Source organism: Eleftheria terrae (genome assembly GCF_030419005.1).
In the GTDB taxonomy this organism is placed as follows: Bacteria; Pseudomonadota; Gammaproteobacteria; order Burkholderiales; family Burkholderiaceae_C; genus Caldimonas; species Caldimonas terrae.
The window spans coordinates 2,673,046-2,697,924 of the sequence record NZ_CP106951.1 but is presented as its reverse complement, the minus strand read 5'-3'; the positions used below and the strand labels follow the sequence as shown (position 1 = coordinate 2,697,924).

General features: G+C 66.2%; 16 protein-coding genes, 3 tRNA genes, 3 rRNA genes and 1 pseudogene. 14 read left to right on the top strand and 9 right to left on the bottom strand.

The annotated features are described in order from the left end of the window. The first annotated feature begins 266 nt into the window (after positions 1–266). Positions 267–1,157 (top strand): amino acid ABC transporter substrate-binding protein, encoded by an 891-nt coding sequence (locus N7L95_RS11840; protein ID WP_301260010.1) that lies wholly within the window; start codon positions 267–269, stop codon positions 1,155–1,157. A 129-nt stretch (positions 1,158–1,286) separates the two neighbouring features. On the opposite strand, the gene N7L95_RS11835 is transcribed toward N7L95_RS11840, so the two are convergent. Then, a complete protein-coding gene (locus N7L95_RS11835) occupies positions 1,287–1,547 on the bottom strand; it encodes a hypothetical protein (protein ID WP_301260009.1) in 261 nt (86 codons plus the stop codon). Between the two features lie 698 nt (positions 1,548–2,245). Here N7L95_RS11835 and N7L95_RS11830 point away from each other — a divergent pair. Further along, positions 2,246–2,332, top strand: a tRNA-Pro gene (locus N7L95_RS11830). Between the two features lie 1,287 nt (positions 2,333–3,619). Beyond that, complete coding sequence (gene fusA, locus N7L95_RS11825) at positions 3,620–5,659, top strand: elongation factor G (protein WP_301260008.1); 2,040 nt, start codon at positions 3,620–3,622, stop codon at positions 5,657–5,659. A gap of 293 nt (positions 5,660–5,952) precedes the next feature. Here fusA and N7L95_RS11820 read toward each other — a convergent pair whose 3' ends face one another. The 3 genes from N7L95_RS11820 to N7L95_RS11810 are packed head-to-tail and all read right to left on the bottom strand — an operon-like array spanning position 5,953 to position 8,551. Next, the gene (locus tag N7L95_RS11820; RefSeq protein ID WP_301260007.1) at positions 5,953–6,537 is read right to left on the bottom strand and encodes an RNA 2'-phosphotransferase; all 585 of its coding nucleotides are present in this window, start codon (positions 6,535–6,537) and stop codon (positions 5,953–5,955) included. Positions 6,538–6,570: 33 nt separating this feature from the next. Continuing rightward, positions 6,571–7,509 carry a diacylglycerol kinase catalytic domain-containing protein gene (locus N7L95_RS11815; RefSeq protein WP_301260006.1) on the bottom strand — a complete coding sequence of 313 codons (939 nt, stop codon included), beginning with the start codon at positions 7,507–7,509 and terminating at the stop codon, positions 6,571–6,573. Next, entirely contained in the window at positions 7,493–8,551 is a 1,059-nt protein-coding gene (locus N7L95_RS11810) for an SPFH domain-containing protein (protein WP_301260005.1), read from the bottom strand. Before N7L95_RS11810 ends, N7L95_RS11815 begins: the two co-directional genes overlap by 17 nt. A 122-nt stretch (positions 8,552–8,673) precedes the next feature. On the opposite strand from N7L95_RS11810, the gene N7L95_RS11805 reads away from it, so the two are divergent. The 3 genes from N7L95_RS11805 (at position 8,674) to N7L95_RS11795 (ending at position 12,218) form a co-directional block, all read left to right on the top strand. After that, positions 8,674–9,435 carry an NUDIX hydrolase gene (locus N7L95_RS11805; RefSeq protein WP_301260004.1) on the top strand — a complete coding sequence of 254 codons (762 nt, stop codon included), beginning with the start codon at positions 8,674–8,676 and terminating at the stop codon, positions 9,433–9,435. 37 nt (positions 9,436–9,472) lie between these two features. Beyond that, on the top strand, positions 9,473–10,399 hold the full coding sequence (locus tag N7L95_RS11800; RefSeq protein ID WP_301260003.1) for an ADP-ribosylglycohydrolase family protein: 927 nt from the start codon (positions 9,473–9,475) through the stop codon (positions 10,397–10,399). A 424-nt stretch (positions 10,400–10,823) separates the two neighbouring features. Further along, positions 10,824–12,218 (top strand): methyl-accepting chemotaxis protein, encoded by a 1,395-nt coding sequence (locus N7L95_RS11795; RefSeq protein ID WP_301260002.1) that lies wholly within the window; start codon positions 10,824–10,826, stop codon positions 12,216–12,218. Positions 12,219–12,388: 170 nt separating this feature from the next. Here N7L95_RS11795 and N7L95_RS11790 read toward each other — a convergent pair whose 3' ends face one another. The 4 genes from N7L95_RS11790 to N7L95_RS11775 form a co-directional block, all read right to left on the bottom strand. Continuing rightward, positions 12,389–12,646, bottom strand: a complete 258-nt coding sequence (locus N7L95_RS11790) for a VF530 family protein (protein ID WP_301260001.1) — start codon at positions 12,644–12,646, stop codon at positions 12,389–12,391. 82 nt (positions 12,647–12,728) lie between these two features. Then, a complete protein-coding gene (locus N7L95_RS11785; RefSeq protein ID WP_301260000.1) occupies positions 12,729–13,601 on the bottom strand; it encodes an SDR family NAD(P)-dependent oxidoreductase in 873 nt (290 codons plus the stop codon). Then, a complete protein-coding gene (locus N7L95_RS11780; RefSeq protein WP_301259999.1) occupies positions 13,598–14,620 on the bottom strand; it encodes an alpha/beta hydrolase in 1,023 nt (340 codons plus the stop codon). Before N7L95_RS11780 ends, N7L95_RS11785 begins: the two co-directional genes overlap by 4 nt. 28 nt (positions 14,621–14,648) lie before the next feature. Then, a complete protein-coding gene (locus N7L95_RS11775) occupies positions 14,649–16,130 on the bottom strand; it encodes a flavin-containing monooxygenase (protein ID WP_301259998.1) in 1,482 nt (493 codons plus the stop codon). 229 nt (positions 16,131–16,359) lie between these two features. Between N7L95_RS11775 and N7L95_RS11770 the strand changes: the two genes are divergently transcribed. Together N7L95_RS11770 and N7L95_RS11765 are read left to right on the top strand one after the other, a co-directional pair. Further along, a complete protein-coding gene (locus tag N7L95_RS11770; RefSeq protein ID WP_301259997.1) occupies positions 16,360–17,028 on the top strand; it encodes a TetR/AcrR family transcriptional regulator in 669 nt (222 codons plus the stop codon). A gap of 1 nt (position 17,029) precedes the next feature. Continuing rightward, positions 17,030–17,448: pseudogene (locus N7L95_RS11765) on the top strand (ACT domain-containing protein). 74 nt (positions 17,449–17,522) lie between these two features. Here N7L95_RS11765 and N7L95_RS11760 read toward each other — a convergent pair. Then, positions 17,523–18,041: a hypothetical protein gene (locus N7L95_RS11760; RefSeq protein ID WP_301259996.1), complete on the bottom strand. Its 519-nt coding sequence runs from the start codon at positions 18,039–18,041 to the stop codon at positions 17,523–17,525. A 535-nt stretch (positions 18,042–18,576) separates the two neighbouring features. Between N7L95_RS11760 and N7L95_RS11755 the strand changes: the two genes are divergently transcribed. From N7L95_RS11755 to rrf, 6 genes are all read left to right on the top strand, one after another. Beyond that, on the top strand, positions 18,577–18,981 hold the full coding sequence (locus N7L95_RS11755) for a DUF3455 domain-containing protein (RefSeq protein WP_301259995.1): 405 nt from the start codon (positions 18,577–18,579) through the stop codon (positions 18,979–18,981). Positions 18,982–19,529: 548 nt separating this feature from the next. Then, positions 19,530–21,060: ribosomal RNA gene (locus N7L95_RS11750) — 16S ribosomal RNA — on the top strand. Between the two features lie 153 nt (positions 21,061–21,213). Continuing rightward, positions 21,214–21,290: transfer RNA gene (locus N7L95_RS11745), tRNA-Ile, on the top strand. 23 nt (positions 21,291–21,313) lie between these two features. Next, a tRNA-Ala gene (locus N7L95_RS11740) sits at positions 21,314–21,389 on the top strand. Between the two features lie 304 nt (positions 21,390–21,693). Further along, positions 21,694–24,567: ribosomal RNA gene (locus tag N7L95_RS11735) — 23S ribosomal RNA — on the top strand. A gap of 163 nt (positions 24,568–24,730) precedes the next feature. Then, positions 24,731–24,843: ribosomal RNA gene (rrf, locus tag N7L95_RS11730) — 5S ribosomal RNA — on the top strand. Together the 16S, 23S and 5S rRNA genes with 2 tRNA genes alongside form the textbook arrangement of a ribosomal RNA operon. The last annotated feature ends 36 nt before the right edge of the window (positions 24,844–24,879 follow it).

Genomic DNA, 24,879 nt, shown 5'->3' with positions numbered 1-24,879 from the left:
GCGGAGGGGGAGCTTCCGGGCTGGCGCAGGGGGCTGCCTTACCCGTGGGCCGGCGCCTGCCTCGGGTACCGGAATTGCTGTGACTGCAGAGCCGTTGCCGCCGCGACGGGGCGGCAGGAACGCATCCACCCGGGCCGGACCATGGTCCGGGGGCGCCTGGCGCCGGGCCGGCACAATGTGACGGTGCAGGGCCGGCAGACAGTGACGAGGTGTCGCCGCCCGAGTCCGATCCCGGTATCCCCTCCTCGTGCCGTCGAGAGTGCCCCATGTTCCAACAGTCCCGTGCCTTCCCCCTGCTGGCTGCCCTCATGCTGACCAGCCAGACCGCCCTCGCGGGCCCTGTCATCGACCGCATCGTCAAGCGCGGTTCGGTGGTGCTGGCGCATGAATCCGAGACCATGCCGTTCGCCTACCTCGATGCCGCCAAGCGGCCGATCGGCTATTCCATCGACGTCTGCAAGCGCCTGGTCGAGGCCATCGGCAAGCAGCTCAAGCAGCCGGCGCTGCGCACCGAGTACCTGCCGGTCAGTTCCGACGGCCGCTTCACCACCATCACCGAAGGCAAGGCCGACATCGAATGCGGCTCCACCACCAACAATGCCGAGCGCCGCAAGCGAGCCGCCTTCACCGTGCCGCACTACGTCACCGGTGCCCGCTTCGCGGTGCCGGCGTCGAGCACGGTCGAGGGCATCGACGGCCTGCAGGGCAAGCGGGTGGTGTCGGTCAAGGGCACCACCCCGCTGGCCGCATTGAAGCAGGCCAACCAGGAGCGCCTGCTCGGCCTGCAGGTGCTGGAGGCCGACAGCGAGGCCAAGGCGCTCGACATGGTGGCCGCCGGCCAGGCCGATGCCTTCGCCATGGACGACGTGGTGCTCTATGCCCTGATCGCCGCCCGCAAGGATGCCGACCGCTTCAAGGTCACCGGCAAGTTCCTCTCGGTCGAGGCGCTGGCCTTCATGCTGCCAACCAACGACGCCGAGTTCAAGCGCATCGTCGACGAGGAGATGCGCCGCCTCATCTACTCCCGCGAGATCCACGAGATCTACAAGAAGTGGTTCGAGATGCCCATCCCGCCGAGCAACACCGTGCTGCGCCTGCCGATGAACTACCTGCTGAAGGACTTCTGGAAGTACCCCTCGGACCAGGTGCCCTACTGAGCCTCGGCCCCTGCTTTGGCCCGAAGCCGCCCCGGCGGCCCGCCGCAGTTTTTCGTCAGCACCGCGGCGACGCAGCGGCGCGCCACGATGCGGCGGCATGCGCTGCATCGGTGCGACGTGGGAGCCGCGTCAGCGCGGCCGGCTGGCGCGTTCCCAGTCGCGGGCCAGCACCCAGCCGCGCGATGCCTGCGGGGCCGGGTGGCGCCGTTCGACCAGGCGCCTGCCGATGTCCAGGATCGGCTCCGGGCCCACGGCCGCCAACGCGTCGGTGTCGAAGTAGGCGGTTTCGACCAGCGTGCCGTTCAGGAACACAGCCAGGGTCTGTTCGTCATAGCGAATCTCGTAGCTGAGATCGCGCGCATTCGGGGGGGAATACCAGGCAGTTTTCATGTGGGTACGACCTCCAGGGACCGCGCGGGTTTCGCCCCGCCGTGTCGGACAAGCTCCGACGACGCATCAGCCGTGCCAGCGTCCCGCCAGCACACCGCGCGGCAAGAATTTGAAAGCCGGTGCTCGGTGCTGTAGTTAACAGTCTTTGCGGTGGACTCCCGGGGTCAGCACACCGTGTGCCGCTGCAAGCGGCGGCAGCCAGCGTTTTGACGCTGCCCTGCCATCAACCGGGCGAAGCCCCCCATGCCCGCCCGCCTTTCGATCGCTCGACGCCAGCTGCCCCGCCAGGGCCGCCACGCGACCGTGTGCGCGGTGTCACAGGGCTGTCGCAGTTCGATCACGGGAACGTTCCACGGGCTGGGCCTGCCGCAGGCGGGCTGGCCCGGCCATGAAGACGCCCCCGTCCGGGTGAGGGCTCCGTGCAGTAGCACCGCCCTCCGCGCTCGATCCGTCGAGGCCCGGCATCCGTTGAGGATCCGGGCCTTCTTGTTTGTTTTCCAACACCGTGTCGACATCTCATTGCGGGTGTGCTCGCACCTAACCGGCCTGACAGACCCGCCCCTCAGCAGGGGCTGGCCGGGAGGTGCGCCACCGTCGCAGCTGCAAGACGGTGTCGTGCAGCGAGGGTGCTGGGCGGCTGGGCCGCACTCACGTCCGAGCACAACCGCAATGGGAGGAAGGGATCCGGCATCGCAACGCCCCCTCGTGGCGGAATTGGCAGACGCACCGGTCTTGGAAGCCGGCGCCGGGTGGCATGTCCGTTCGAATCGGACCGCGGGGACCCAGCAAGGCCGCGGCGGGTCCGTGTCATGCACGATGGCTTCGATGCCGGCCCCGGATGGCGACCGGGGCCAGTGCGTACCCCCTGCTGACCGCTGCCACCTCGATCCCGGTGCACCAGGCGGCCGCGACGCGGCGGGCCAGGAGGTGGCCCGCCCTGCTGCTGGTGCGTGCCTGCGCCAGCAAGGCGGGCTCGCTCAGCGCAGCTTCGCTACCGCACTTCCCTTCACATGCGAAACAAGGTCGGCACAGCAGCGGCGCATGCGGCGCTGGCCATAGCCGGGCAGGACGCTCGACGCTCGAGGGTACCCCCATTCCGGTGGGTTGATGCCCGGGCCGGCCTCCGCTATCTTCGCCGCGTGGCCATGAGGAACAGCCTTCCCGGGTCCGGCACAGCGCTGACGCCGTCCTGGTTCAGCCCTGATGCTGCCGTGAGAGCGATGGTCCGGGCCTTGCACTCTCGTGCGTGTCGCTTCACAGCGGGCGATGTCGAGAGTTCAGACATGAACAACATCCAAACATGCCGGCGTGGACAGATCCACGTCACGGCGGGTCGGAGAGGGCAGGGGTCGGCATGGAGCCGCTCCCCTGCGGCACGAGACCGGGCGTCGATGCGCTCGCCTGTGGGGGCTGCTGACTTGCTGGCGTCCTCCATGGCGGGCGGTCCGGCGGCACCGTAAAGCACGAGCTGAGTGCTCGGTGAGCGCATCGACAGGCGCGACCTCCTGCCCGGTGGCATCAGCCGCCGGGTGTGAGGCTGATGCCACAGTGAAAGAGCGGCTGCGTTTGCAGCCAAGGTAAGACAGCCTCACAATATGCACTTGCATTGATGCGGCGCCCGTGCGCCGCCAACGATATCAACAGAAGCCATGAACGCCTCCGTGAACGTCCTCCACAACGCGCAAGACCGCAAGGTCGGCGCGCAGCGTGTGCGCGCGACTTTCGCTGACTAGTCCGGCTTTTCGATCTTTATCGGGAGGCCGCGAGCCTTCCGGCATCTCCAGCCCCGGCAGGTTCGCACCTCCGGGGTTTTTTGTTTTTGATCTTCATTCCTGCCATGCGCACCTACGACAAGCTGATCGCCACGATTCCTGACCGCCAAGGCACGGGGGACTTGCGCCCGTACTTTGGCGGCAGCGTGGCACGACGCGGTGCGGGCAGCAGGCCCGTCGCGTCGGGCCTTGACCAGCAAGTGAGCGGCTAGCCCGGGCGGATCTTTCCTTCGCCCGTGGCGGCCAGAAGCCACCGGCATGGGCCGCCCGCAGCTGCAGGGCGCCCGAAGAAAGATCCCTATGAACACCCCTATCGTCAGGAAACTCAGGAACATCGGCATCATCGCTCACGTGGATGCCGGCAAGACGACCACCAGCGAACGCATCCTGTACTACACGGGCGAGAGCCACCGCATCGGCGAGGTCAACGACGGCGCCGCAACGATGGACTTCGACGAGCAGGAGAAGCGCCGCGGCATCACCATCAACAGCGCTGCCACGACGGTGTTCTGGCAGGGCACGCAGATCAACCTGATCGACACGCCGGGGCACATCGACTTCAACATCGAGGTGAACCGTTCCCTGCGCGTGCTCGATGGCGCGGTGGTGGTGTTCGATGGCGTGGCCGGCGTGGAGCCGCAGACCGAGACCAACTGGCGCCTGGCCGATGCCTACCGCGTGCCTCGCATTGCCTTCATCAACAAGCTCGACCGCGTCGGCGCGGACTTCGGGCGGGTGGTGCAGATGATGCAGGACCGCCTGGGCGTGCGTCCGCTGGTGCTGCAGTGGCCCATCGGCAGCGAGGGCGGCTTCCGTGGCGTGGTCGACCTGCTCGGGCGCGATGCGCTGGTGTGGCGGTCGGACGAGCAGGGCGGCGTGCCGTCGCACCAGGAGGTGCCTCCGGAGCTGATGGCGCTGGCGGCGCAATGGCGGCAACGCCTGGTGGAGCTGGCGGTCGAGCAAGACGATGCCGTCCTCGAGGCCTACCTTGACGGGCAGGAACCCAGTGTCGAGCAGTTGCGCGCCTGCATCCGCAAGGGCACGCTGGCCGGCGCCTTCGTGCCGGTGCTGGCCGGGTCCGCATACAAGAACAAGGGCGTGGAGCCCTTGCTGGACGCGGTCGTGCACTACCTGCCGGCGCCGGGCGAGGTGCTGATCGAAGGGCAGCCCGAAAGCGACGCCGATGGTCCGCTCGCGGCACTGGCCTTCAAGGTGGTGGCCGACGCCCACGGTGCGAAGGTGTTCGTGCGGGTCTACCGGGGCCGGCTGCGGCCGGGTGACGTGGTGCTGAACGCCAGCACCGGGCGGCGCGAACGCATCGCGCGCCTCTACGAGGTGCATGCCAACCGCCACGTGGAAAGGAGCGAGCTGCAGGCGGGTGACATCGGGGCGGTGGTCGGGGCCAAGGACACGCTGACCGGCCATACCTTGTGCGACCCGGCGCATGCCCTGTTGCTGGAGGAGATCACGGTTCCCGAGCCGGTGATCGACGTGGCCGTGTCACCGAAGACGCAGGCCGACCAGCAGCAGCTGGGCAAGGCGCTGCAGGCCCTGGTCCGCGAGGACCCGAGCCTGCGGGTGCACCAGGATGCCGAAAGCGGGCAGACCCTGGTGTCGGGCATGGGCGAGTTGCAGCTGGAGGTGTCGCTGGAGAAGCTGCGCAGCCGCTACGGTGTGGAAGTGGTGGTGGGCCGTCCTCAGGTGGCATTCCGCGAGACCATCACCCGGGAGGCGCAGGTGCGGCACGTGCACAAGAAGCAGACCGGCGGCCCCGGCCAGTTTGCCGAGGTGCTGTTGCGCCTGCAGCCGCTGCCCCGTGGCACGGGCCTGCGCTTCGAGAGCCAGGTGGTGGGTGGCGCGATCCCGCGCGAGTTCATCCCCGGTGTCGAAGCGGGCGTGCGGCATGCGGCGATGGCGGGTGGGGTGGCCGGCTTCCCCTGCGTGGACCTGGAAGTCACGCTGTTGGATGGCAGCTTCCATGAGCGCGACTCGTCGGCGCTGGCTTTCGAGCTGGCCGCCGTGGCGGCGTTCCGGGAAGCGGCTGCCCTGGCCGGCCCGGTGCTGCTGGAGCCGGTGATGGCGGTCGAGGTCGTCACGCCGGCCGAGTACCTGGGCGACTGCATCGGCGACCTGAACCGGCGCCGCGGCCACGTGCGGGGCCAGGACCAGCGTGGCACGGCCGCGGTGATCCAGGCTCATGTGCCCCTGGGCGAGATGTTCGGCTACATCGGGCAGCTGCGTGCGCTTTCTTCGGGACGCGCACAGTACTCGATGCAGTTTGACCATTACGCGCCGGCCCCCCGCTCACTGACGCCCGACGCCGCGCGCGTGCGCCACTGAGCATCGCCACCGTCTTTGCGGCGGTGGGGCGGCCGGGCACCTCGAGTGCCCGGCCGCTGGCGTGACCGCTGGCGTGACCGCTGGCGTGACCGCTGGCGTGACCGCTGGCGTGACCGCTGGCGTGACCGCTGGCGTGACCGCTGGCGTGACCGCTGGCGTGACCGCTGGCGTGACCGCTGGCGTGACCGCTGGCGTGACCGCTGGCGTGACCGCTGGCGTGACCGCCCTGCGCGGTCCTCCGACGCTGAGATGCGGGCCACCCGGCCCGCATTTTTTTGCCTGCGCCCGGCAGCTCAGAGCTGCCTCAGATAGGCGGGCGGCACCGCCTCCACCAGCCACACGCCGTTGTCCGAGCGGAAGAAGGTGTGGCCGTCCGCCGCCATGCGCCGGCTGTCGACCAGCAGCAGCACCGGCGGCCCGTACCGGCGGCCGACGGCCAGTGCGACCTCGCGGTCCTCGCTCAGGTGCACGTGGTGGCGTCGCTGCTTCTGCAAGCCTTCTTGCAAGATGGCGGCGACTCGGCCCGCGGCCGTGCCGTGGTAGAGCCAGTCGGGCGGCAGGACCGGCGCCAGCTGCAGGTCCACCGGCACCGAATGGCCCTGGTTGGCGCGAATGCGAAGGCCGTCCTCGCTGAAGGCGAAGCGCTGCTTGTCGCTTTGCGCGACGATCTGGCGCAGCAGCTCCAGCGTGAGGGGATGACCGGCCCGCTGGGCATTGGCCACCAGCCGGTCCACCGCCACCCAGCCGGCGTCATCCATGTCCAGGCCGAGCTGCTGCGGCTGATGCCGCAGCACCAGGCTGAGGAACTTGCTGGTGCGCTTCAGTGAAGGATCGGACGTCATGGTCTTGATGTTCCTGTTGTCGTTCTTGTTGTTCATTGTCTTGAATGGCAAAGAGCAGCTGGCTGGCCGTCACACCACCAGGCAGCCGCGGCATTCGGCCACGCCGACGGTGGCTTCCATGCCGGCGGTGAAGCGCAGGTAGTCGGCCTCGATGCCGTCCGAGAAGATCACGCCCTGCTCGGGCATCCGGGAGCGCAGGCGCAGCGGCTGCCCGGCCTGCACCGCGCCATACACCAGGGTGGCTTGCGAGGAGCGGCTGGGAAACGGCTCGCGCACCGCGAACACGAGGTGGTCGGCGTCCCACGGCAGCGGCTGCCAGGGCGCGGCATCGACCTCGAAGGGTGACATCGCCTGCGCGATGCCGACCGAGCCCGCCACCACACTGCGCAGCCAGGCGGTCGAGCCGAGGCCGGTGGAGACGATCACGCCCGAGGAAGATTGCAGCTCCCGCTGCTCGCCCAGCTGGATCTCGTACAGGGCCGAGGTGTGGCTGCGCGGGCCGATGAAGAAATCGTTCACCGCGCGCAGCGTCTGCCCGTCGGACAGCCGGGCCTCGGCCATCGTCACGCTGCGGGTGGGCCGCCGCTCGAGCGCCACCTCGGGCAGCAGCCGGGCCAGGTCGGCCGGCTCGAAGGGCAGCAGCACACCGTCCCAGCGCCGGGGCTCGGGATTGAGGCCGATCAGTGGCTGGCCGCGCAGGTATTTCATGGTGTTGGCCACCAGGCCGTCCTGGCCCAGCGCCACCACGATGTCCTCGCTGCCGAAGATGAAGTTGGGCAGGTGGCCCCGCTCGATCACCTGGGCGCGGCCCCAGCCGCGCAGGGCCTCTCGCGCCACGCGCAGCCCTTCGGCATGGGCCTGGTCCTCGGCCAGGTAGTCGGAGAAGTCGGCGCCCATGTGCTCTACATAGAAGCGGGCCTGGGCCAGGGTGTGGTGCTGCGCCACCAGGTCCTGCAGCCGGGTGCGGCGGGTCACCAGCACCACCTTGCGTTCAGCGCCCGCGTTCACGTCCGCCTCCGCTGCGTGCCTCGCTGGCTTCCGGCTGGCCCAGCAGGGTGCTCAGCAGGTCAGGCGACACGTTGAGCTGGCCGATGCGCTCGGCCTTCTCGGCAATGCCGCCGAAAGCCTGGGCGATCAGCTGCCCCGGCTGCATGCCGGCTGCAGCGAGCGCCTGGACGATGCGCGGGTCGGCCTGTTCGAGCGCCTGCATCACCGAGCCGACGCGGTGCGCCTCGGCCTCCGCCAGCTGGCGGCTGTTGTCGGCTTGCCGGGCCACCAAGGCCTTGCGCTGTTCCTCCAGTTCCACATCGGCTGCCATCTGCTCGGTGCGCAAGGTGTTCTCCTTGCGCATCAGCGCGGCTTTGGCTTCCATCTGGGTTTCCCGGATCTGGCGCTTCTTCTGTTCGACCGCGATCTCGGTGTCCAGCTCGTTCTCTCGGATGGCGCGCTCGTTCTCCACCGCCGACATGCGCCGCAGGTAGACCGCGTCGTCGGCCGCCTTCAGGTTGGACTCGCGGGCCTCGGCTTCCAGTGCACGGGCGATGTCGGGCGTGGGCTTGACCGCGATGATCGACACGCCCAGCACTTCCAGGCCCAGTGCGTCCAGCTCCGGCTGACTGGCCAGCGCGTCCTGCGCGGCCAGCGCGATGTCGGCCGAGGCGCGCAGCGCCTGCTTGAGGTCCATCGACTGCACCGCCTGCTGGATGATGACCTCCACCTGCATCGCCACCCGCTCGCCCAGGCGTATCGGGTCTTCGCTGGCATGCCCCTGGCCGCTGCGACTGAGCGAGAAGTCCATCATCGCGGCGGTGCGGCGCGGCTCGCGGATGCGGTAGGTGACCTGGCCCTGGACCGTCACGCTCTGGAAGTCCGCCGTCACCAGCTCCAGCATGAAGGGCCGGTCCTGGCTGCTCAGCGGCACCGCCACCAGGGTGGAGGTGGGGCCGTAATAGAAGAAGGACAGGCCCACGCCTTCGCGCACCACCCGCCCGCCGCGAAACTGCATCAGGTGCACGGTGGGCTGTGCCTTGACGAAACGAATGCCAAACATGTGAGGCTCCCTGCTTGTTGTTTGTGAGGTGTCTGGTGTTCTTGCTATAGGTTGTACAGAACAACTTATATGGGTTGTACAATACAACTTAACAACGCAACCGTCAACGCCAAGGAGCCGAGATGTCATCCAGGACGCCCCGATCCGCCCAGGCGCCGGCCCCCGCCAGGCCGGCAGTGCCGACGTTCCCGCTGCCGTACACCACGGTGGACGTGGTCATCTTCACCGTGACCGACGGGGCCTTGCAGGTGCTGCTGGTGCAGCGCCCCGACACACCGGGCGAGCCCCATCCGTCGGCATGGGCGCTGCCCGGCGGTTTCGTCGACATCGACCTCGACGCCGACCTGCTGGCCTGCGCGCGCCGCAAGCTGAAGGACAAGACCGGCGTCAGCAGCCCCTACCTGGAGCAGCTGGGCAGCTGGGGCAGTGCCCGTCGCGACCCGCGCGGCTGGTCGGCCACGCATGTGTATTTCGCCCTGGTACCGTGCGCGGAGGTGGTGCTCACCCGTGGCGCCAATGCGGCCGACGTGGGCTGGTTCGAGGTGGCCAAGCTGCTGCGCCGGCCGCGCCTGGCCTTCGACCACGCAGAGATCCTGAAGGCGGCGGTGGAGCGGTTGAAAGGCCGGGCGGAATACACCTCGCTGCCGGCCTTCCTGTTGCCCGAACCCTTCACGCTGCCGCAGCTGCAGCGCATGTACGAGGTGGTGCTGGGCCGTCCGGTGGACAAGAGCGGCTTCCGCACCCGCATGCTGGCCGCGCAGTGGCTGGTGGAGGCCGGGTATGTGGAGGGCGAGTCGCACCGGCCCGCGATGGGCTACCGGCTGCTCGACCGGGCGGCGCCGGTGGTGTTTCCCCGCACCTTCAGCCCGCGTGGTGGCGACTAGCGCAGGCGGTGCGACCTTCCAGAAAGGACATGCAACCATGACATCGATGCTGGACCGCTACCGCGGCTGCCTGCTGGGCCTGGCCTGTGGCGATGCAGTGGGCACCACGGTGGAGTTCTGCCCGCGCGGCAGCTTCGAGCCGCTGACCGACATGGTCGGCGGCGGCCCGTTCGAGCTGGCGGCCGGGCAGTGGACCGACGACACCTCCATGGCCTTGTGCCTCGCGGCCAGCTTGCTGCATTGCGGCGGCTTCGATGCCCGCGACCAGATGAACCGCTATGTCAACTGGTGGCAATGGGGCTACTACAGCGCCACCGGGGAGTGCTTCGACATCGGCATGACGGTGCTGCGCGCCCTGCAGCGCTACCAGCTCACCGGCGAGCCGATGGCTGGCTCCACCGATCCGGCCACCGCTGGCAACGGCTCGCTGATGCGCCTGGCGCCGGTGGTGCTGCATGCGCATCCCGACGCTGCCCGGGTGCGTGCCCTGGCGCGCGCCAGCTCGGCCACCACGCATGCGGCGCCCGAGGCGCTGGCGTGCTGCGAGTTGCTGGCGCTGTGCCTGCACCGCGCGCTGGCCGGTGCACCGAAGGACGAAGTGTTGGACCTGGGCGACGTGGGCGGGGAGTGCGAACGCGTGGCATCGCTGGCTGCCGGCAGCTGGCGAGGCCAGTCCGAAGCCCGACTGCGCGGCAGCGGCTATTGCGTGGAGTCGCTGGAGGCAGCGTTGTGGTGCTTCGCCACCACCTCGTCTTTCGAGGCGGCGGTGCTGCGGGCGGCCAATCTCGGCGATGACGCCGACACCACCGCCGCCATCACCGGCCAGCTGGCCGGTGCTTATTACGGGGTGGCGGGGCTGCCGGCGCACTGGCTGGCACGGCTGCACCTGCGCGAGGAGATCGACCGGCTGGCTGGCGAGCTGTGGCGCTCGGCCGCCAGGCCGGCGGCCGCGGCGCCCGGATAGGGAATTTCCTGGGGGCGCGACTCAAGTGGCCGTGCTTGCCGGTCTAAATGGCACGCAGAGGCGCTGGCCCTGGCCGCGCCATGGCGCCCTTGCCGCGCCTTCCGTGCAACCGTGCCGCCCGGCCGCGGGGTCCGCTCCCGGCCTTGGCGCTGGCATCCATCGATGCCGCCATTTGCGTCCGCCATGAGAAACAACGGTTCTGTCCCATCGCGAGTACCTGCGGCCCGAGGGGGCCACCCTGGTATCGGCAACCGACCTGAAGAGCCGCATCACCTACTGCAACCGGCCTTCATCGAGGCCAGCGGATTCGAGCGCGGTGAGCTGCTGGGCCAGCCGCACAACCTGATCCGTCATCCCGACATGCCGGCCGAGGCCCCTTCCGCGACATGTGGGCGACGCTGCAGGCGGGCAGCCTTGGTCCGGCATGGTCAAGAACCGCCGCAAGGACGGCGACCACTACTGGGTCCAGGCCAATGTAACGCCGGTGCTCGAAGGCGGCCGCACGGTGGGCTACCTCTCGGTGCGGACCCGGCCGGGCCGGGCTCAGGTGCAGGCGGCCGAAGCGCTCTACGGCAGGCTGCGCGAAGAGGCCGCCCGCACGGAGCGCCGCATCGGCCTGGGGCATGGCGAGCCAGTGCGCCTCGATGCCATGGGCCGCCTCGGGCACTGGCTGCGTCCCGGGGCCCGCGCACGCCTGGTCGGCGTGACGCTGCTGCTGGCCTGGGCCAGTGCCGCGCTCGGCTCGGCTCTGCCAGGCCAGCCGGGTGCGTGGCCGATGTCGCTGGCCGGCGCGGCGCTGCTGGCGCTGGCTGCGGCGAGCTGGCTCGGGCGTGCCGCCGTGGCGCCGTTGCGCGGTGCGACGGCGGCGGCCAACCGCATGGCAGCCGGCGAGTTGGGTGGTGCCTGTGCGGGCCACGGCCGGGACGAGGCGGGCCGGCTGGCACGCGGGCTGGGGCAGTTGAATGTCAATCTGCAAGCCGTCATCGGTGACGTGCGGCGCGAGGTGGTCGGCATCCACGGCACGTCCGACGACATCTCGCGGGGCAGCGAGGAGCTGTTCGGCCGCACCGAGGAGCAGGCGGGTCAGCTGCAGCAGACGGCGGCGGCCCTGGAGCAGATGACGGCCTCCATCCGCCAGAACGCCGACGCTGCCGGCAGTGCGGCGGGCCTGGCTCAGGAAGCGGCCGATGTGGCGCAACGCGGCGGCAGTGCCGCCAGCGAAGCGGCCGCGCGGATGGAGGAGATCCGCCATGCCTCGGCCCGTATTGCCGAAATCATCGCGGTGATTGACGGCATCTCCTTCCAGACCAACATCCCGGCGCTGAATGCCGCGGTGGAGGCGGCTCGCGCCGGCGAGTCGGGCCGCGGCTTCGCGGTGGTGGCCGGCGAGGTGCGGGCGCTGGCGCAGCGTACCAGCGGCGCGGCCCGCGAGATCAAGACGCTGATCGAGGACGCCTCGGCCAAGGTGGAGGCTGGCAGCCGGCTGGTGCAGGACACCGGTGCGACGGTGCAGCAGACGGTGGCGACGGTGCAGCGCGTCAGCGGCCTGGTGGCCGAGATCAGCCATGCCTCCGGCGAGCAGGCGGCCGGCGTGACCCAGCTGAATGCGGCCATGGCCCGGCTCGACAGCCTGACGCAGCAGAACGCGTCGATGGTGGAGCCACTGGCCGACGCGGCGCACCGCCTGCAGGGCCAGGCGCGGTGGTGGCGGACGCGGTCCATATCTTCCGCGACCGCCCCGTGCAGCCCGCCTGAGCGGGCGGCCTTGCGACCCAAGTCGGCATCGCTGCTTGCAGGCCGTGGCTGGCCCGACTGGTGAACGAGCTGGGCTGCGCGCGCAGGCGTGTCGGCGCCCCGCGGCGCTGCGTGCCGGGTAGTGCCGGGTAGTGCCGGGTAGTGCCGGGTAGTGCCGGGTAGTGCCGGGCGCGGCGGCCGCGGGGCGTCGCGCCCGGCACTACCCGGCCGTTGCCCAGCTGCCCAGCTGCCTGGCTATGCCGGGCCGCCCGGCCCCCGAGCCTGCCGGGCCTGCTCGCGCAGCATGAACAGGTACAGGCTTTCCACCTTCGCCCGGGCCCAGGGTGTGCGCCGCAGGAACTTCAGGCTGGAGCCGATGCTCGGGTCGCTGGTGAAGCAGCGGATGGCAATGCGGCGTCCAAGCTCTGGCCAGCCGAAGTGATCGACCAGTTCGTGCAGCAGCTGCTCCAGCGTCTTGCCGTGCAGCGGGTCGGGGGAAGGCGAGTTGTGCATGCGGCGATGATGCCGCGAATTGGCGCCACCGCCGCCGCGGTGCCGTTGCCTGCGTGCCGTGGGATGGCGCCGGCCGGGCGCTTCACTCGGCGGCGGGCAGCGGGCGACGCGACTGGCGCGCCAGCAGCCGGCGGGTGAACCATTCCAGCAGCGGCTGGTAGGCCGAGCCGCACAGCCGCACCAGCAGGTCGAGCAGGCGGGCGTCCGGCCCCACCAGCACGCGGCGACGGTTCTTCTCGACCGCGCGCAGGATCTGCCGCGCGGCTGCGCGGGCGGAGGTGGTGTTGAGCAGCCGGTCGAAGCGGCGCCGGGCTTCTTCGGCATCCAGCCCGGTCAGGGATCGCATGCCGGGGTCGATGCGGCCGCTGCGGGCGATGTTGGTGCGGATGCCGCCGGGGTGCACGCAGGTGGCGCTGACCGCCTGGCCGCTCAGCTGCAGCTCCATGCGCAGGGCCTCGGTGTAGCCGCGTACCGCGAACTTGCTGGCGTTGTATGGCCCCTGGCCGGGCACGGCCAGCAGCCCGAACAGGCTGGAGGTGTTGACCACATGGCCTTCGCCGGCTGCCTGCAGGTAGGGCAAGAAGGCCTGGGTGCCCCAGACCACGCCCCAGAAGTTGATGTTCATGATCCACTCGAAGTCCTCGCGCGAGACATCCGCGAGCAGGCTGGACACCGAGACGCCGGCATTGTTGAAGATCAGGTTCACGCGCCCGAATTCGCGCGCGGTGGCGGCGGCCCAGTCGAGCAGGGCCTGCCGGTCGGCCGTATCGACGCGGCTGGTGCGGATGCGCACCGCGCCGGTGGACGCGAGGCGGGCGGTCTCCTGCAGGCCGGCCTCGTCGATGTCGCTCAAGGCCAGGTGGCAGCCGCGCGCGGCCAGCTCGATGGCGAGTTCGCGGCCCATGCCCGAAGCTGCCCCGGTGATGGCTGCCACCTTGTCGCGAAAGCTTTTCATGCCGCCTCCCGGTGCGCGGCCTGGCTCCAGTGGCGCAGCAGGAAATCCGCCTGCCGTTGCAGTGCCGCGGCGGCCTGGGCCAGCACCGCGGCGTGCATCTGAAAGACATGCCAGCCGTCGGGAATGATCTCGAGCTCCACCTGGTTGCCGGCCGCTGCGGAGCGCTGGGCGAAGGCAACGGAATCGTCGTACAGGATCTCGTCCTCGCACACCTGCACCAGCGTGGGCGGCAGGCCGGCGAGGTCGCTCTGCATGGGATTGGCCAGCGGGTGGGCGGGATCCACCGCGTACCAGCGGCCGGCTTGCTCGGCCCAGCCGGCCCGCAGCAGGGGATCGCGCCGGCCGCGCTCCTGCAGGCTGCGTGCGTTGAGCCGGGTGTCGGTCAGGGGCGACAACAGCACCAGTGACGCCGGCAGCGGCAGCCCCAGGCGGCGCAAGGCCAGCGGCACCAGCAGGGCCAGCGTGCCGCCGGCCGAGTCGCCAGCGATGGCAATGTCCTGCGGCGCCACGCCTTCGGCCAGCAGCTGCCGATAGGCGGCCACGCCATCGTCGATCTGGGCCGGAAAGGGATGCTCCGGCGTGCGGCGGTAGTGCGGCACCAGCACTTGCGCCCGGGTCAGCCGCGCCAGCCGGGTGGTGAGTGCCCGATGGGTGCGGGGGCTGCAGATGCAGAAGGCGCCACCGTGGAGGTAGAGGATGGCGCGGGCCGGCCGCTGGCCCGCGGGCAGGATGCGCTCCGCAGCCATCTCGCCATTGGCGTGGCGGATGCGCTCGGCCCGGATGTCCACTGCGCGCCCGGGCAGCGCGGGCAGGGCCAGCGCATGCGCCACCGCACGCTGGAAACCGACCGGGAACGGCGGGCCCACGAGTGCCTTGAAGGTCAGCCGCGAGCCCAGCCTCAACAGCGCGGCGGCCAGGCGCTGTCCGGGCGCCCGGGAAGGCGGCAGGTGGCGCACGCTGGGCAGCCGCGACAGCGGCGGCAGTTCGGCCCGGGTTCCGGCTTGGGGATCGGCTCGCATGAAGGGGCTCCTCGGAAGGGGGGCGGCGTCAGCCGGCCTTGCGGATGAGATAGCGGCCGGGCTGGAAGCTGCGCAGCCGCTGGCGAAAGCGGAAAGTGAAGCTGGGCCACAAGGTGGTGTTGCGCCCCTGCGCGTCGAGGTACCAGCTGCGGCAGCCGCCGCTGCTCCACACCGTGCCTTGCAGCATGCGCTGCAGTTCCTCGTTGTAGCGGCGGCTGACCTCGGGCCGCACGCTCACCTCTTGAAGGCCATCGCGGTGCATCGTCCGGATCGCGTCGACGATGTAGCGCACCTGCGACTCGATGATGTAGATCATCGAGTTGTGCCCAAGACCGGTGTTGGGCCCGACGATCATGAACAGGTTGGGAAAGTCCGGCACGCTGGTGCCCAGGTAGGCCTGCGGCCCCTGTCGCCAGGCGTCGGCCAGGTCCAGCCCGCGGCCGTTCACGTAGAGTCCGGGCGGTGCCATCTCCTGCACCTTGAAGCCGGTGGCGAAGATCAGCACGTCCACCTCCCGCTCCTCGCCGGAGGCGGTCACCACGCCGTGCGGGCGGATCTCGCGGATCGGGTCGGTGATGACGTTCACCTGCGGCAGGGCCAGTGCCGGGTAGTAGTCGTTGGCCAGCAGGATGCGCTTGCAGCCGGCCCGGTAGCGTGGCGTGAGCCGGCGGCGCAGCTCGGGGTCGGCAATGTGGCGGCGCATGGCCTGGCGCGACTCCCATTCCACCGCCCGCATCAGCTTCGGCGCCGAGGTGAAGGCGATCACCCGCATCTCCAGCAGCCAGTAGGTCCACCAGCGCCAGAGCTTCTGCGTCATCGGCAGGTGGCGGAACAGCCAGCGCTCCCAGTCGCGGATGGGGCGGTCCGGCTTGGGGATGACCCAGGGCGGCGTGCGCTGGTAGTAGTCGAGCCGGGCCACCTGCGGCGCGATGCGCGGCAGGAACTGGATGGCGCTGGCACCGCTGCCGATCACCGCCACCCGCTTGCCGCGCAGGTCGCAGCCGTGATCCCACTGCGCCGAGTGGAAGGCCGTGCCACGAAAGCCGGGCAGCCCGGGCAGCTCCGGCATGGCCGGGTTGCTCAGCCCGCCCATGCCGCTGACCAGCACCGGTGCCGAGAATCGGCGGCCGTCACGGGTGTGCACCTGCCAGCGGGCGCTGGCATCGTCATAGCGGCAGCCTGCGACGTCGGCGTTCAGTCGCAGGTGGGGCTGCAGGCCGTACTTGCGCGCGCAGTGCCGCTGGTATTCGAGCAGCTCCGGCTGGGTGGGGTACTTGCGGGACCAGTCGGGATTGGGCTCGAACGACAGCGAGTACAGCACCGACGGCACGTCGCAGGCCGCGCCGGGATAGTGGTTGTCGCGCCAGGTGCCGCCCACCTCCGGGCCGCGCTCCAGCATCAGGAAATCGTGGATGCCGGCCTGCTTCAGGCGGATCGCCATGCACAGGCCGGCAAAACCGCTGCCGACGATGATGACGGCCGCTTGCTCCTCGGTGCTGCTTGTCTCCACCTTGTGCTCCTTGGGCTGCGCCAGCCCGTCCGGCGCGGGTGTCCGGGCGAGGCGGTGGGCGCTGCGTTTTGCGAATCTATTGTTGACAACAAACAATGTCAACAATGAGGGTAGTCATAATGGCCGCGGGTTTGCGGACCCCGGTGCCGCAGCTGCGGTGCCAAGGCGGCACGGCCTGGACGCCCGGCAGGCTGCGGTTTTCCTGGGATGCCGGGCGGCGGCTGGTTTCGTGAGTCGATCTATTCCGTCATCGTCTGCCCGGCGGCACTACCTGGGCGTACCCGCCGAGGAGCGGCAGCAGCAGCGTCGCCGCCGCCTGGTCGAGGCCGCCATTGCGGTGTTTGGCGAGCGTGGCTACCACGCGGCCACGGTGCGCGAGGTGTGCGCCCAGGCCCGCCTGACCGAGCGCTACTTCTACGAGTCGTTCAAGAGCATGGCCGAGCTGTTTGCGGCCGCCTATGCCGAGGTGCTGGGCCAGCTCAAGCAGCGCACCCTGCCGGCCATCCAGGCCCATGCCGAGGACCGGCCGCTGCAGATGGCTGAAGCGGGCCTGCGGGTGTTCTTCGAATATGTGCGCGACCATCCGGCGCAGGCGCGCCTCCTGCTGGTGGACGCGCTCAGCATCAACCAGGACGTGCTGCAGCTGTGCGGCGACGCGCTGCACGAATACACCGCCCTGGCCCGGGAACTGCTGGCCCGCAGCCCGGCCGGCGCGCCGGCCGGACAGGCCGAGCCGGGTCTGTTGGCGGCCGGGCTGATCGGTTTCAACATCCACGTGGCCACTGCCTGGCTGCTGGAAGGCTGCGCCACCCCGCTGGACCGGGTGGTGCAGACCGCGCTGCTGGCCTACCGCATGCTCGAAGCCCCTCCCGCCGCCCCGCCCGGCAAGGAGCACTGAGATGGACGTGGCACCGCTGTCCGATCTGCAGGCCCTGTTGCGCGGGCTGGAGCCGGTGCTCAACGAAGGCGTGTATGTGTACTGCTGCCTGCCCCAGGCGCGCCCGCCAGAAGGCAAGACGGTGCTGGGCACCTTCCGCGAGGCGGAAGGCTGGACGGTGATCGTCGAGGAGGGCGAGGCCCGGCAACGCGGCTGGCCAGCCTTGTTCAGGGCCGCGTGGATCACCCTCCGGGTGCCGTCCGACCTGCATGCCGTGGGCTTGACGGCCGCCTTCGCCTCCGCGCTGGGGCAGGCGGGCATCAGCTGCAATGTGTCGCTGCCGCCAGGCACGACCAGTTGTTCGTGCCATGGGCCAGTGCCGAGAAGGCGCTGGATGTGCTGCGCGAGCTGCAGCGCGCCGCCAGCGGCGGCAACGGCTGAGGCTGAGGCTGAGGCTGAGGGGCACGGCGGCGCGGCGCCCGGGCGCCGGGGCGAACGGTGCCGGCCCTGGCCTCTCAGCCGCCGCTGAGCACTTGCTCGAACTCGTGCGCCTTGTCGGCCCCCTTGATCGGGCCGTGCGCGGCGATCAGGGCGTCCTTGATGCGCGGCGCCAGATCCTGCAGGTCCTTCAAGTTCATCGCCGACTCCACCGCCAGCTGAAGCCGGAAGCCGCGCAGGCCCAGTTCGGAGGTGAACTGCGTGGCCATGCGGTACGCCAGCTGGTATCGGTCGGCCGGCACGCCGGCCGCCGGCGTCACGGGCGCCGGGTCGCCCGCGGCGGGACGCGAGGTGCTGCTTGCCGCTGCGGGCGTGCCGATGCTACGCGGTGTGCCGCCCACTGCTTCGATCAGGCCCAGCGCCAGCAGCTCCTGCATGTCGGCCGCGCTCGCGCCCATCCCCTGGGTGGTCGCCAGCACCTCGGTGTCGGACCGTTGTCCATCGCACAGCAGCAGCAAGGTACGCAGTCGAGGGCCCAGCGGCATGCTGCGCGACTTGATGACCTCGGCCCCCTGGCTTGTTTTGGTGTATTTCAAGTGACACTCCCTTGAACAGCCCAGCCATTGTGGAAGGGGGTCAAGCCGCAGCGCACCGCGCTTTCCCGTAGCCAGGCCCTGCAAACCATGAACTACGCCACAGGACGAGGGCATCATGTCGGGTCGGGTGGTCCGGCACGGAGCGTGTGGACCTGGCGCCGGCTGTGCCGGCCTCTGCGCAAACCGAGGCCGCGACGGAGCGAGCGCGGCCGCGGCGCCGGGTTCGCGCCTCGTGCAAGGCCTTCGGTTGCCGGCACACACCCGCTGAAAGATCGGCGCCAATGAAGTGGGCGGTGCCAGGCCGAGCCGTCGGCCTGCCAGCGCGCCGGCGCTTCCCGCTCCTGCTCGTCCGGCCGTTGCCTTGCTCGGGTTCCGGCGTGTCGGGGCAGCCCACCTTTGGAAAGGAATTCCCGTGACCTACCGTCCCGCCTGCCTCCTGGCGACCCTTGCGTTGGCCGCCTGTGCCAGTCGCCCCCCCGAGCCGCCGACTGTTCCGCAGGAACTGCGACCCTCGGCCTCCGCCGTGCTTACCCTCATGACCCGGGCCACCGGTGTTCAGATCTACACCTGTGCCGCCGCCAAGGACAACCCGGCGCACTACGCGTGGGCCTTCACCGCACCTGAAGCCGAGCTGTTCGATGCTGCTGGCAAGAAGATCGGCACCCACTACGCCGGACCGACGTGGGAGGCCGATGACGGCAGCAAGGTGGTCGGCGCGGTCGCCGCCCGTAGCGACGCACCTGACTCAGGAGCCATACCGTGGTTGCTGCTCGTCGGCCAGGCGGAACCGCAAGAGGGCCGTCTGGCCCGCACCAGCCATATCCAGCGCCTGTCGACGGTCGGCGGCAAGGCCCCGGCAGATGGCTGCGATGCCGCACGAGTGGGGCAAGTGCGGCGCATTCCTTATGAGGCGGCCTACTACTTCTATCGCCAGGGTTGAAGTCGCCGACGTTCAAAGGGACGCTGAGCCCCAAGCCCGTGTCAGGTGAGGCTGTGGTGGCAGGGCGCGCGTTACGCCGGATGGCGAGAAACGCCGCCCTCGATTCTTTTCGCGAAGCGCGAAAAAATTGCTTGCACGAAGCAAAAACTTTGTTAAAGTCACGCCCTCGCTGATCACGGCGCTGCAGACGAAACGAACCGGGAAGCTGGTGAGTGGGGTGGAGGCGGCGGTTTCTGAAAAGAAAGAAAGTGGCAGCGAAAAATAAATGAGCCGAGTGCTTGACAGGGTTTAAAGAAAACGTCAAAATCTCGCCTCTCTGCTGATAACGACGAAAGACGAAATCAGCGCTGACGACGAAGCTGAGGTGCTGCGAATGCGGCAAGGATAGCAGGGTTGGAGCAGCAAGCTCTTTAACAAATAACAGCCGATAAGCGTGGGCGTTTGAAGGCGAGTGCCAAGATCTGTGGGTAACTGCAGATCAGGTCGAAAGACTTTAAACGCTCATGGAAGTGAAGTTCACTTCAATTCTTTGAGCGAAATTCAAGATCGAACTGAAGAGTTTGATCCTGGCTCAGATTGAACGCTGGCGGCATGCCTTACACATGCAAGTCGAACGGCAGCACGGGAGCAATCCTGGTGGCGAGTGGCGAACGGGTGAGTAATACATCGGAACGTGCCCAGTAGTGGGGGATAGCCCGGCGAAAGCCGGATTAATACCGCATACGACCTGAGGGTGAAAGCGGGGGATCGCAAGACCTCGCGCTATTGGAGCGGCCGATGTCAGATTAGCTAGTTGGTGGGGTAAAGGCCTACCAAGGCAACGATCTGTAGCTGGTCTGAGAGGACGACCAGCCACACTGGGACTGAGACACGGCCCAGACTCCTACGGGAGGCAGCAGTGGGGAATTTTGGACAATGGGCGCAAGCCTGATCCAGCCATGCCGCGTGCGGGAAGAAGGCCTTCGGGTTGTAAACCGCTTTTGTCAGGGAAGAAAAGCTCTGGGCTAATACCTCGGAGTGATGACGGTACCTGAAGAATAAGCACCGGCTAACTACGTGCCAGCAGCCGCGGTAATACGTAGGGTGCAAGCGTTAATCGGAATTACTGGGCGTAAAGCGTGCGCAGGCGGTTGTGCAAGACAGATGTGAAATCCCCGGGCTCAACCTGGGAACTGCATTTGTGACTGCACGGCTAGAGTGCGGCAGAGGGAGATGGAATTCCGCGTGTAGCAGTGAAATGCGTAGATATGCGGAGGAACACCGATGGCGAAGGCAATCTCCTGGGCCTGCACTGACGCTCATGCACGAAAGCGTGGGGAGCAAACAGGATTAGATACCCTGGTAGTCCACGCCCTAAACGATGTCAACTAGTTGTTGGACGGCTTGCTGTTCAGTAACGAAGCTAACGCGTGAAGTTGACCGCCTGGGGAGTACGGCCGCAAGGTTGAAACTCAAAGGAATTGACGGGGACCCGCACAAGCGGTGGATGATGTGGTTTAATTCGATGCAACGCGAAAAACCTTACCTACCCTTGACATGCCAGGAATCCTGCAGAGATGTGGGAGTGCTCGAAAGAGAACCTGGACACAGGTGCTGCATGGCCGTCGTCAGCTCGTGTCGTGAGATGTTGGGTTAAGTCCCGCAACGAGCGCAACCCTTGTCATTAGTTGCTACGAAAGGGCACTCTAATGAGACTGCCGGTGACAAACCGGAGGAAGGTGGGGATGACGTCAGGTCATCATGGCCCTTATGGGTAGGGCTACACACGTCATACAATGGCCGGTACAGAGGGCTGCCAACCCGCGAGGGGGAGCCAATCCCAGAAAACCGGTCGTAGTCCGGATCGCAGTCTGCAACTCGACTGCGTGAAGTCGGAATCGCTAGTAATCGCGGATCAGCATGTCGCGGTGAATACGTTCCCGGGTCTTGTACACACCGCCCGTCACACCATGGGAGCGGGTTCTGCCAGAAGTGGTTAGCCTAACCGCAAGGAGGGCGATCACCACGGCAGGGTTCGTGACTGGGGTGAAGTCGTAACAAGGTAGCCGTATCGGAAGGTGCGGCTGGATCACCTCCTTTCTGGAAAAAAGCACTCAAGTTTGGGCGCCCACACTTATCGGCTGTTGTTGTGTACGACAGCAAGTGAACGTGAACCGGCAGGCGTGAACCTGGCAGGGATGAGAATCCTAGGTTGACGGTGCTGCAGACGCGGTTCGAGCGGAAGTGAAGAGCGGGTCTGTAGCTCAGTCGGTTAGAGCACCGTCTTGATAAGGCGGGGGTCGTTGGTTCGAATCCAACCAGACCCACCAATCCTTCTGCATGAAGCATGTTCGGGGGATTAGCTCAGCTGGGAGAGCACCTGCTTTGCAAGCAGGGGGTCGTCGGTTCGATCCCGTCATCCTCCACCATCACTGATCACTGAAGTCGAACGTTAACGCAAGGGTTCCCTGAGAGCAGGGATGTTTGCGTTAGCGGTTCGAAAGAATGGCTGTTGTTCTTTAACAATTCGTAGAGTCGAATCAGCGTTGTTGACGGAAAGCATCTATGGGATGCACCGTGCCGTCAACAACATTTGATTGCGTCACCAGACTTCAACTCGAAGTAAAGAGCGAGTTTGAAGACGGCATAACGCGTAAATACTCAAAAAGCGATCTTCTCGAACGATGAGGAGGTCGAGTCCTTGACGACGTCGAAGAGGCGTCAAAGTTATAGGGTCAAGTGACTAAGTGCATGTGGTGGATGCCTTGGCGATTACAGGCGAAGAAGGACGTGATAGCCTGCGATAAGCTTCGGGGAGCTGGCAAATTAGCTGTGATCCGGAGATTTCCGAATGGGGAAACCCACCCTTAGGGGTATCGCATACTGAATACATAGGTATGCGAGGCGAACCGGGTGAACTGAAACATCTCAGTAGCTCGAGGAAAAGACATCAACCGAGATTCCGAAAGTAGTGGCGAGCGAAATCGGACCAGCCTGCACGTTTTAGCATCGTACTTATCAGAACGGTTTGGAAAGGCCGGCCATAGCAGGTGATAGCCCTGTATGAAAAAAGTGTGGTGTGGAACTAGGCGTGCGACAAGTAGGGCGGGACACGTGAAATCCTGTCTGAAGATGGGGGGACCATCCTCCAAGGCTAAATACTCGTAATCGACCGATAGCGAACTAGTACCGTGAGGGAAAGGCGAAAAGAACCCCGGGAGGGGAGTGAAATAGATCCTGAAACCGCATGCATACAAAAAGTCGGAGCCCGCAAGGGTGACGGCGTACCTTTTGTATAATGGGTCAGCGACTTACATTCAGTGGCAAGCTTAACCGAATAGGGAAGGCGCAGGGAAACCGAGTCCGAATAGGGCGTTCAGTCGCTGGGTGTAGACCCGAAACCAAGTGATCTATCCATGGCCAGGATGAAGGTGAGGTAACACTTACTGGAGGTCCGAACCGACTAGTGTTGCAAAACTAGCGGATGAGCTGTGGATAGGGGTGAAAGGCTAAACAAACTTGGAAATAGCTGGTTCTCTCCGAAAACTATTTAGGTAGTGCCTCAAGTATTACCATCGGGGGTAGAGCACTGTTATGGCTAGGGGGTCATGGCGACTTACCAAACCATTGCAAACTCCGAATACCGATGAGTACAGCTTGGGAGACAGTGCACCGGGTGCTAACGTCCGGACACAAGAGGGAAACAACCCAGACCGCCAGCTAAGGTCCCTAAAATTGGCTAAGTGGGAAACGAAGTGGGAAGGCTAAAACAGTCAGGATGTTGGCTTAGAAGCAGCCATCATTTAAAGAAAGCGTAATAGCTCACTGATCGAGTCGTCCTGCGCGGAAGATGTAACGGGGCTAAGCCAGTTACCGAAGCTGCGGGTGCACAGCAATGTGCGCGGTAGGAGAGCGTTCTGTAAGCCTGTGAAGGTGTCTCGAGAGGGATGCTGGAGGTATCAGAAGTGCGAATGCTGACATGAGTAGCGTTAAAGGGGGTGAAAAGCCCCCTCGCCGTAAGCGCAAGGTTTCCTACGCAACGTTCATCGGCGTAGGGTGAGTCGGCCCCTAAGGCGAGGCAGAGATGCGTAGCTGATGGGAAACAGGTCAATATTCCTGTACCGATGTGTAGTGCGATGTGGGGACGGAGAAGGTTAGCTCAGCCGGGTGTTGGATGTCCCGGTTCAAGCCTGTAGTCGTGCCTGGTAGGCAAATCCGCCGGGCTAAGATGAGAGGTGATAACGAGGCCGCTTGCGGCCGAAGTGAGTGATACCCTGCTTCCAGGAAAAGCCACTAAGCTTCAGCTACACACGACCGTACCGCAAACCGACACTGGTGCGCGTGATGAGTATTCTCAGGCGCTTGAGAGAACTCTGGAGAAGGAACTCGGCAAATTGACACCGTAACTTCGGAAGAAGGTGTGCCCTTAGTAGGTGAACCTGTACAAGGGGAGCCCAATGGGGTCGCAGAGAATCGGTGGCTGCGACTGTTTAATAAAAACACAGCACTCTGCAAAGACGAAAGTCGACGTATAGGGTGTGACGCCTGCCCGGTGCCGGAAGGTTAAGTGATGGGGTGCAAGCTCTTGATCGAAGCCCCGGTAAACGGCGGCCGTAACTATAACGGTCCTAAGGTAGCGAAATTCCTTGTCGGGTAAGTTCCGACCTGCACGAATGGCGTAACGATGGCCACACTGTCTCCTCCAGAGACTCAGCGAAGTTGAAATGTTTGTGATGATGCAATCTCCCCGCGGAAAGACGGAAAGACCCCATGAACCTTTACTGTAGCTTTACATTGGACTTTGAACAGATCTGTGTAGGATAGGTGGGAGGCTTTGAAGCGGTGCCGCTAGGTGCCGTGGAGCCGTCCTTGAAATACCACCCTGGTGTGTTTGAGGTTCTAACCTTGGCCCGTGATCCGGGTTGGGGACAGTGTATGGTGGGCAGTTTGACTGGGGCGGTCTCCTCCCAAAGCGTAACGGAGGAGTTCGAAGGTACGCTAGGCACGGTCGGAAATCGTGCTGATAGTGCATAGGCAAAAGCGTGCTTAACTGCGAGACTGACAAGTCGAGCAGATACGAAAGTAGGACTAAGTGATCCGGTGGTTCTGTATGGAAGGGCCATCGCTCAACGGATAAAAGGTACTCTGGGGATAACAGGCTGATACCGCCCAAGAGTTCATATCGACGGCGGTGTTTGGCACCTCGATGTCGGCTCATCTCATCCTGGGGCTGTAGCCGGTCCCAAGGGTATGGCTGTTCGCCATTTAAAGAGGTACGTGAGCTGGGTTTAAAACGTCGTGAGACAGTTTGGTCCCTATCTTCCGTGGGCGCTGCAAGATTGAGAGAGCCTGCTCCTAGTACGAGAGGACCGGAGTGGACGCACCTCTGGTGTATCGGTTGTCACGCCAGTGGCATTGCCGAGTAGCTAAGTGCGGAAGAGATAACCGCTGAAAGCATCTAAGCGGGAAACTCGTCTCAAGATGAGTCTTGCCGGGGCCTTGAGCCCCCTGAAGAGTCGTTCAAGACCAGGACGTTGATAGGCTGGGTGTGGAAGCGCAGTAATGCGTTAAGCTAACCAGTACTAATTGCTCGTGCGGCTTGACCCTATAACTTTGGTGATCCTCAGCGACATCGAAGTGAGTCAAATAGCTTATGCCGAGTGAGGCCACTACAGCGCCTCGCCATCCGGTGCGCAATCAAATCTGCTGATTCACACAGACTCTACGAATTGGTCGTCTTGCTCCAGCAGCAAGGCGGCATCCAGTTATGCCTGATGACCATAGCGAGGTGGTCCCACTCCTTCCCATCCCGAACAGGACAGTGAAACGCCTCAGCGCCGATGATAGTGCGGATTCCCGTGTGAAAGTAGGACATCGTCAGGCTGTTATTCCCCAAAACCCCGCCCACTCTCGCAGTCG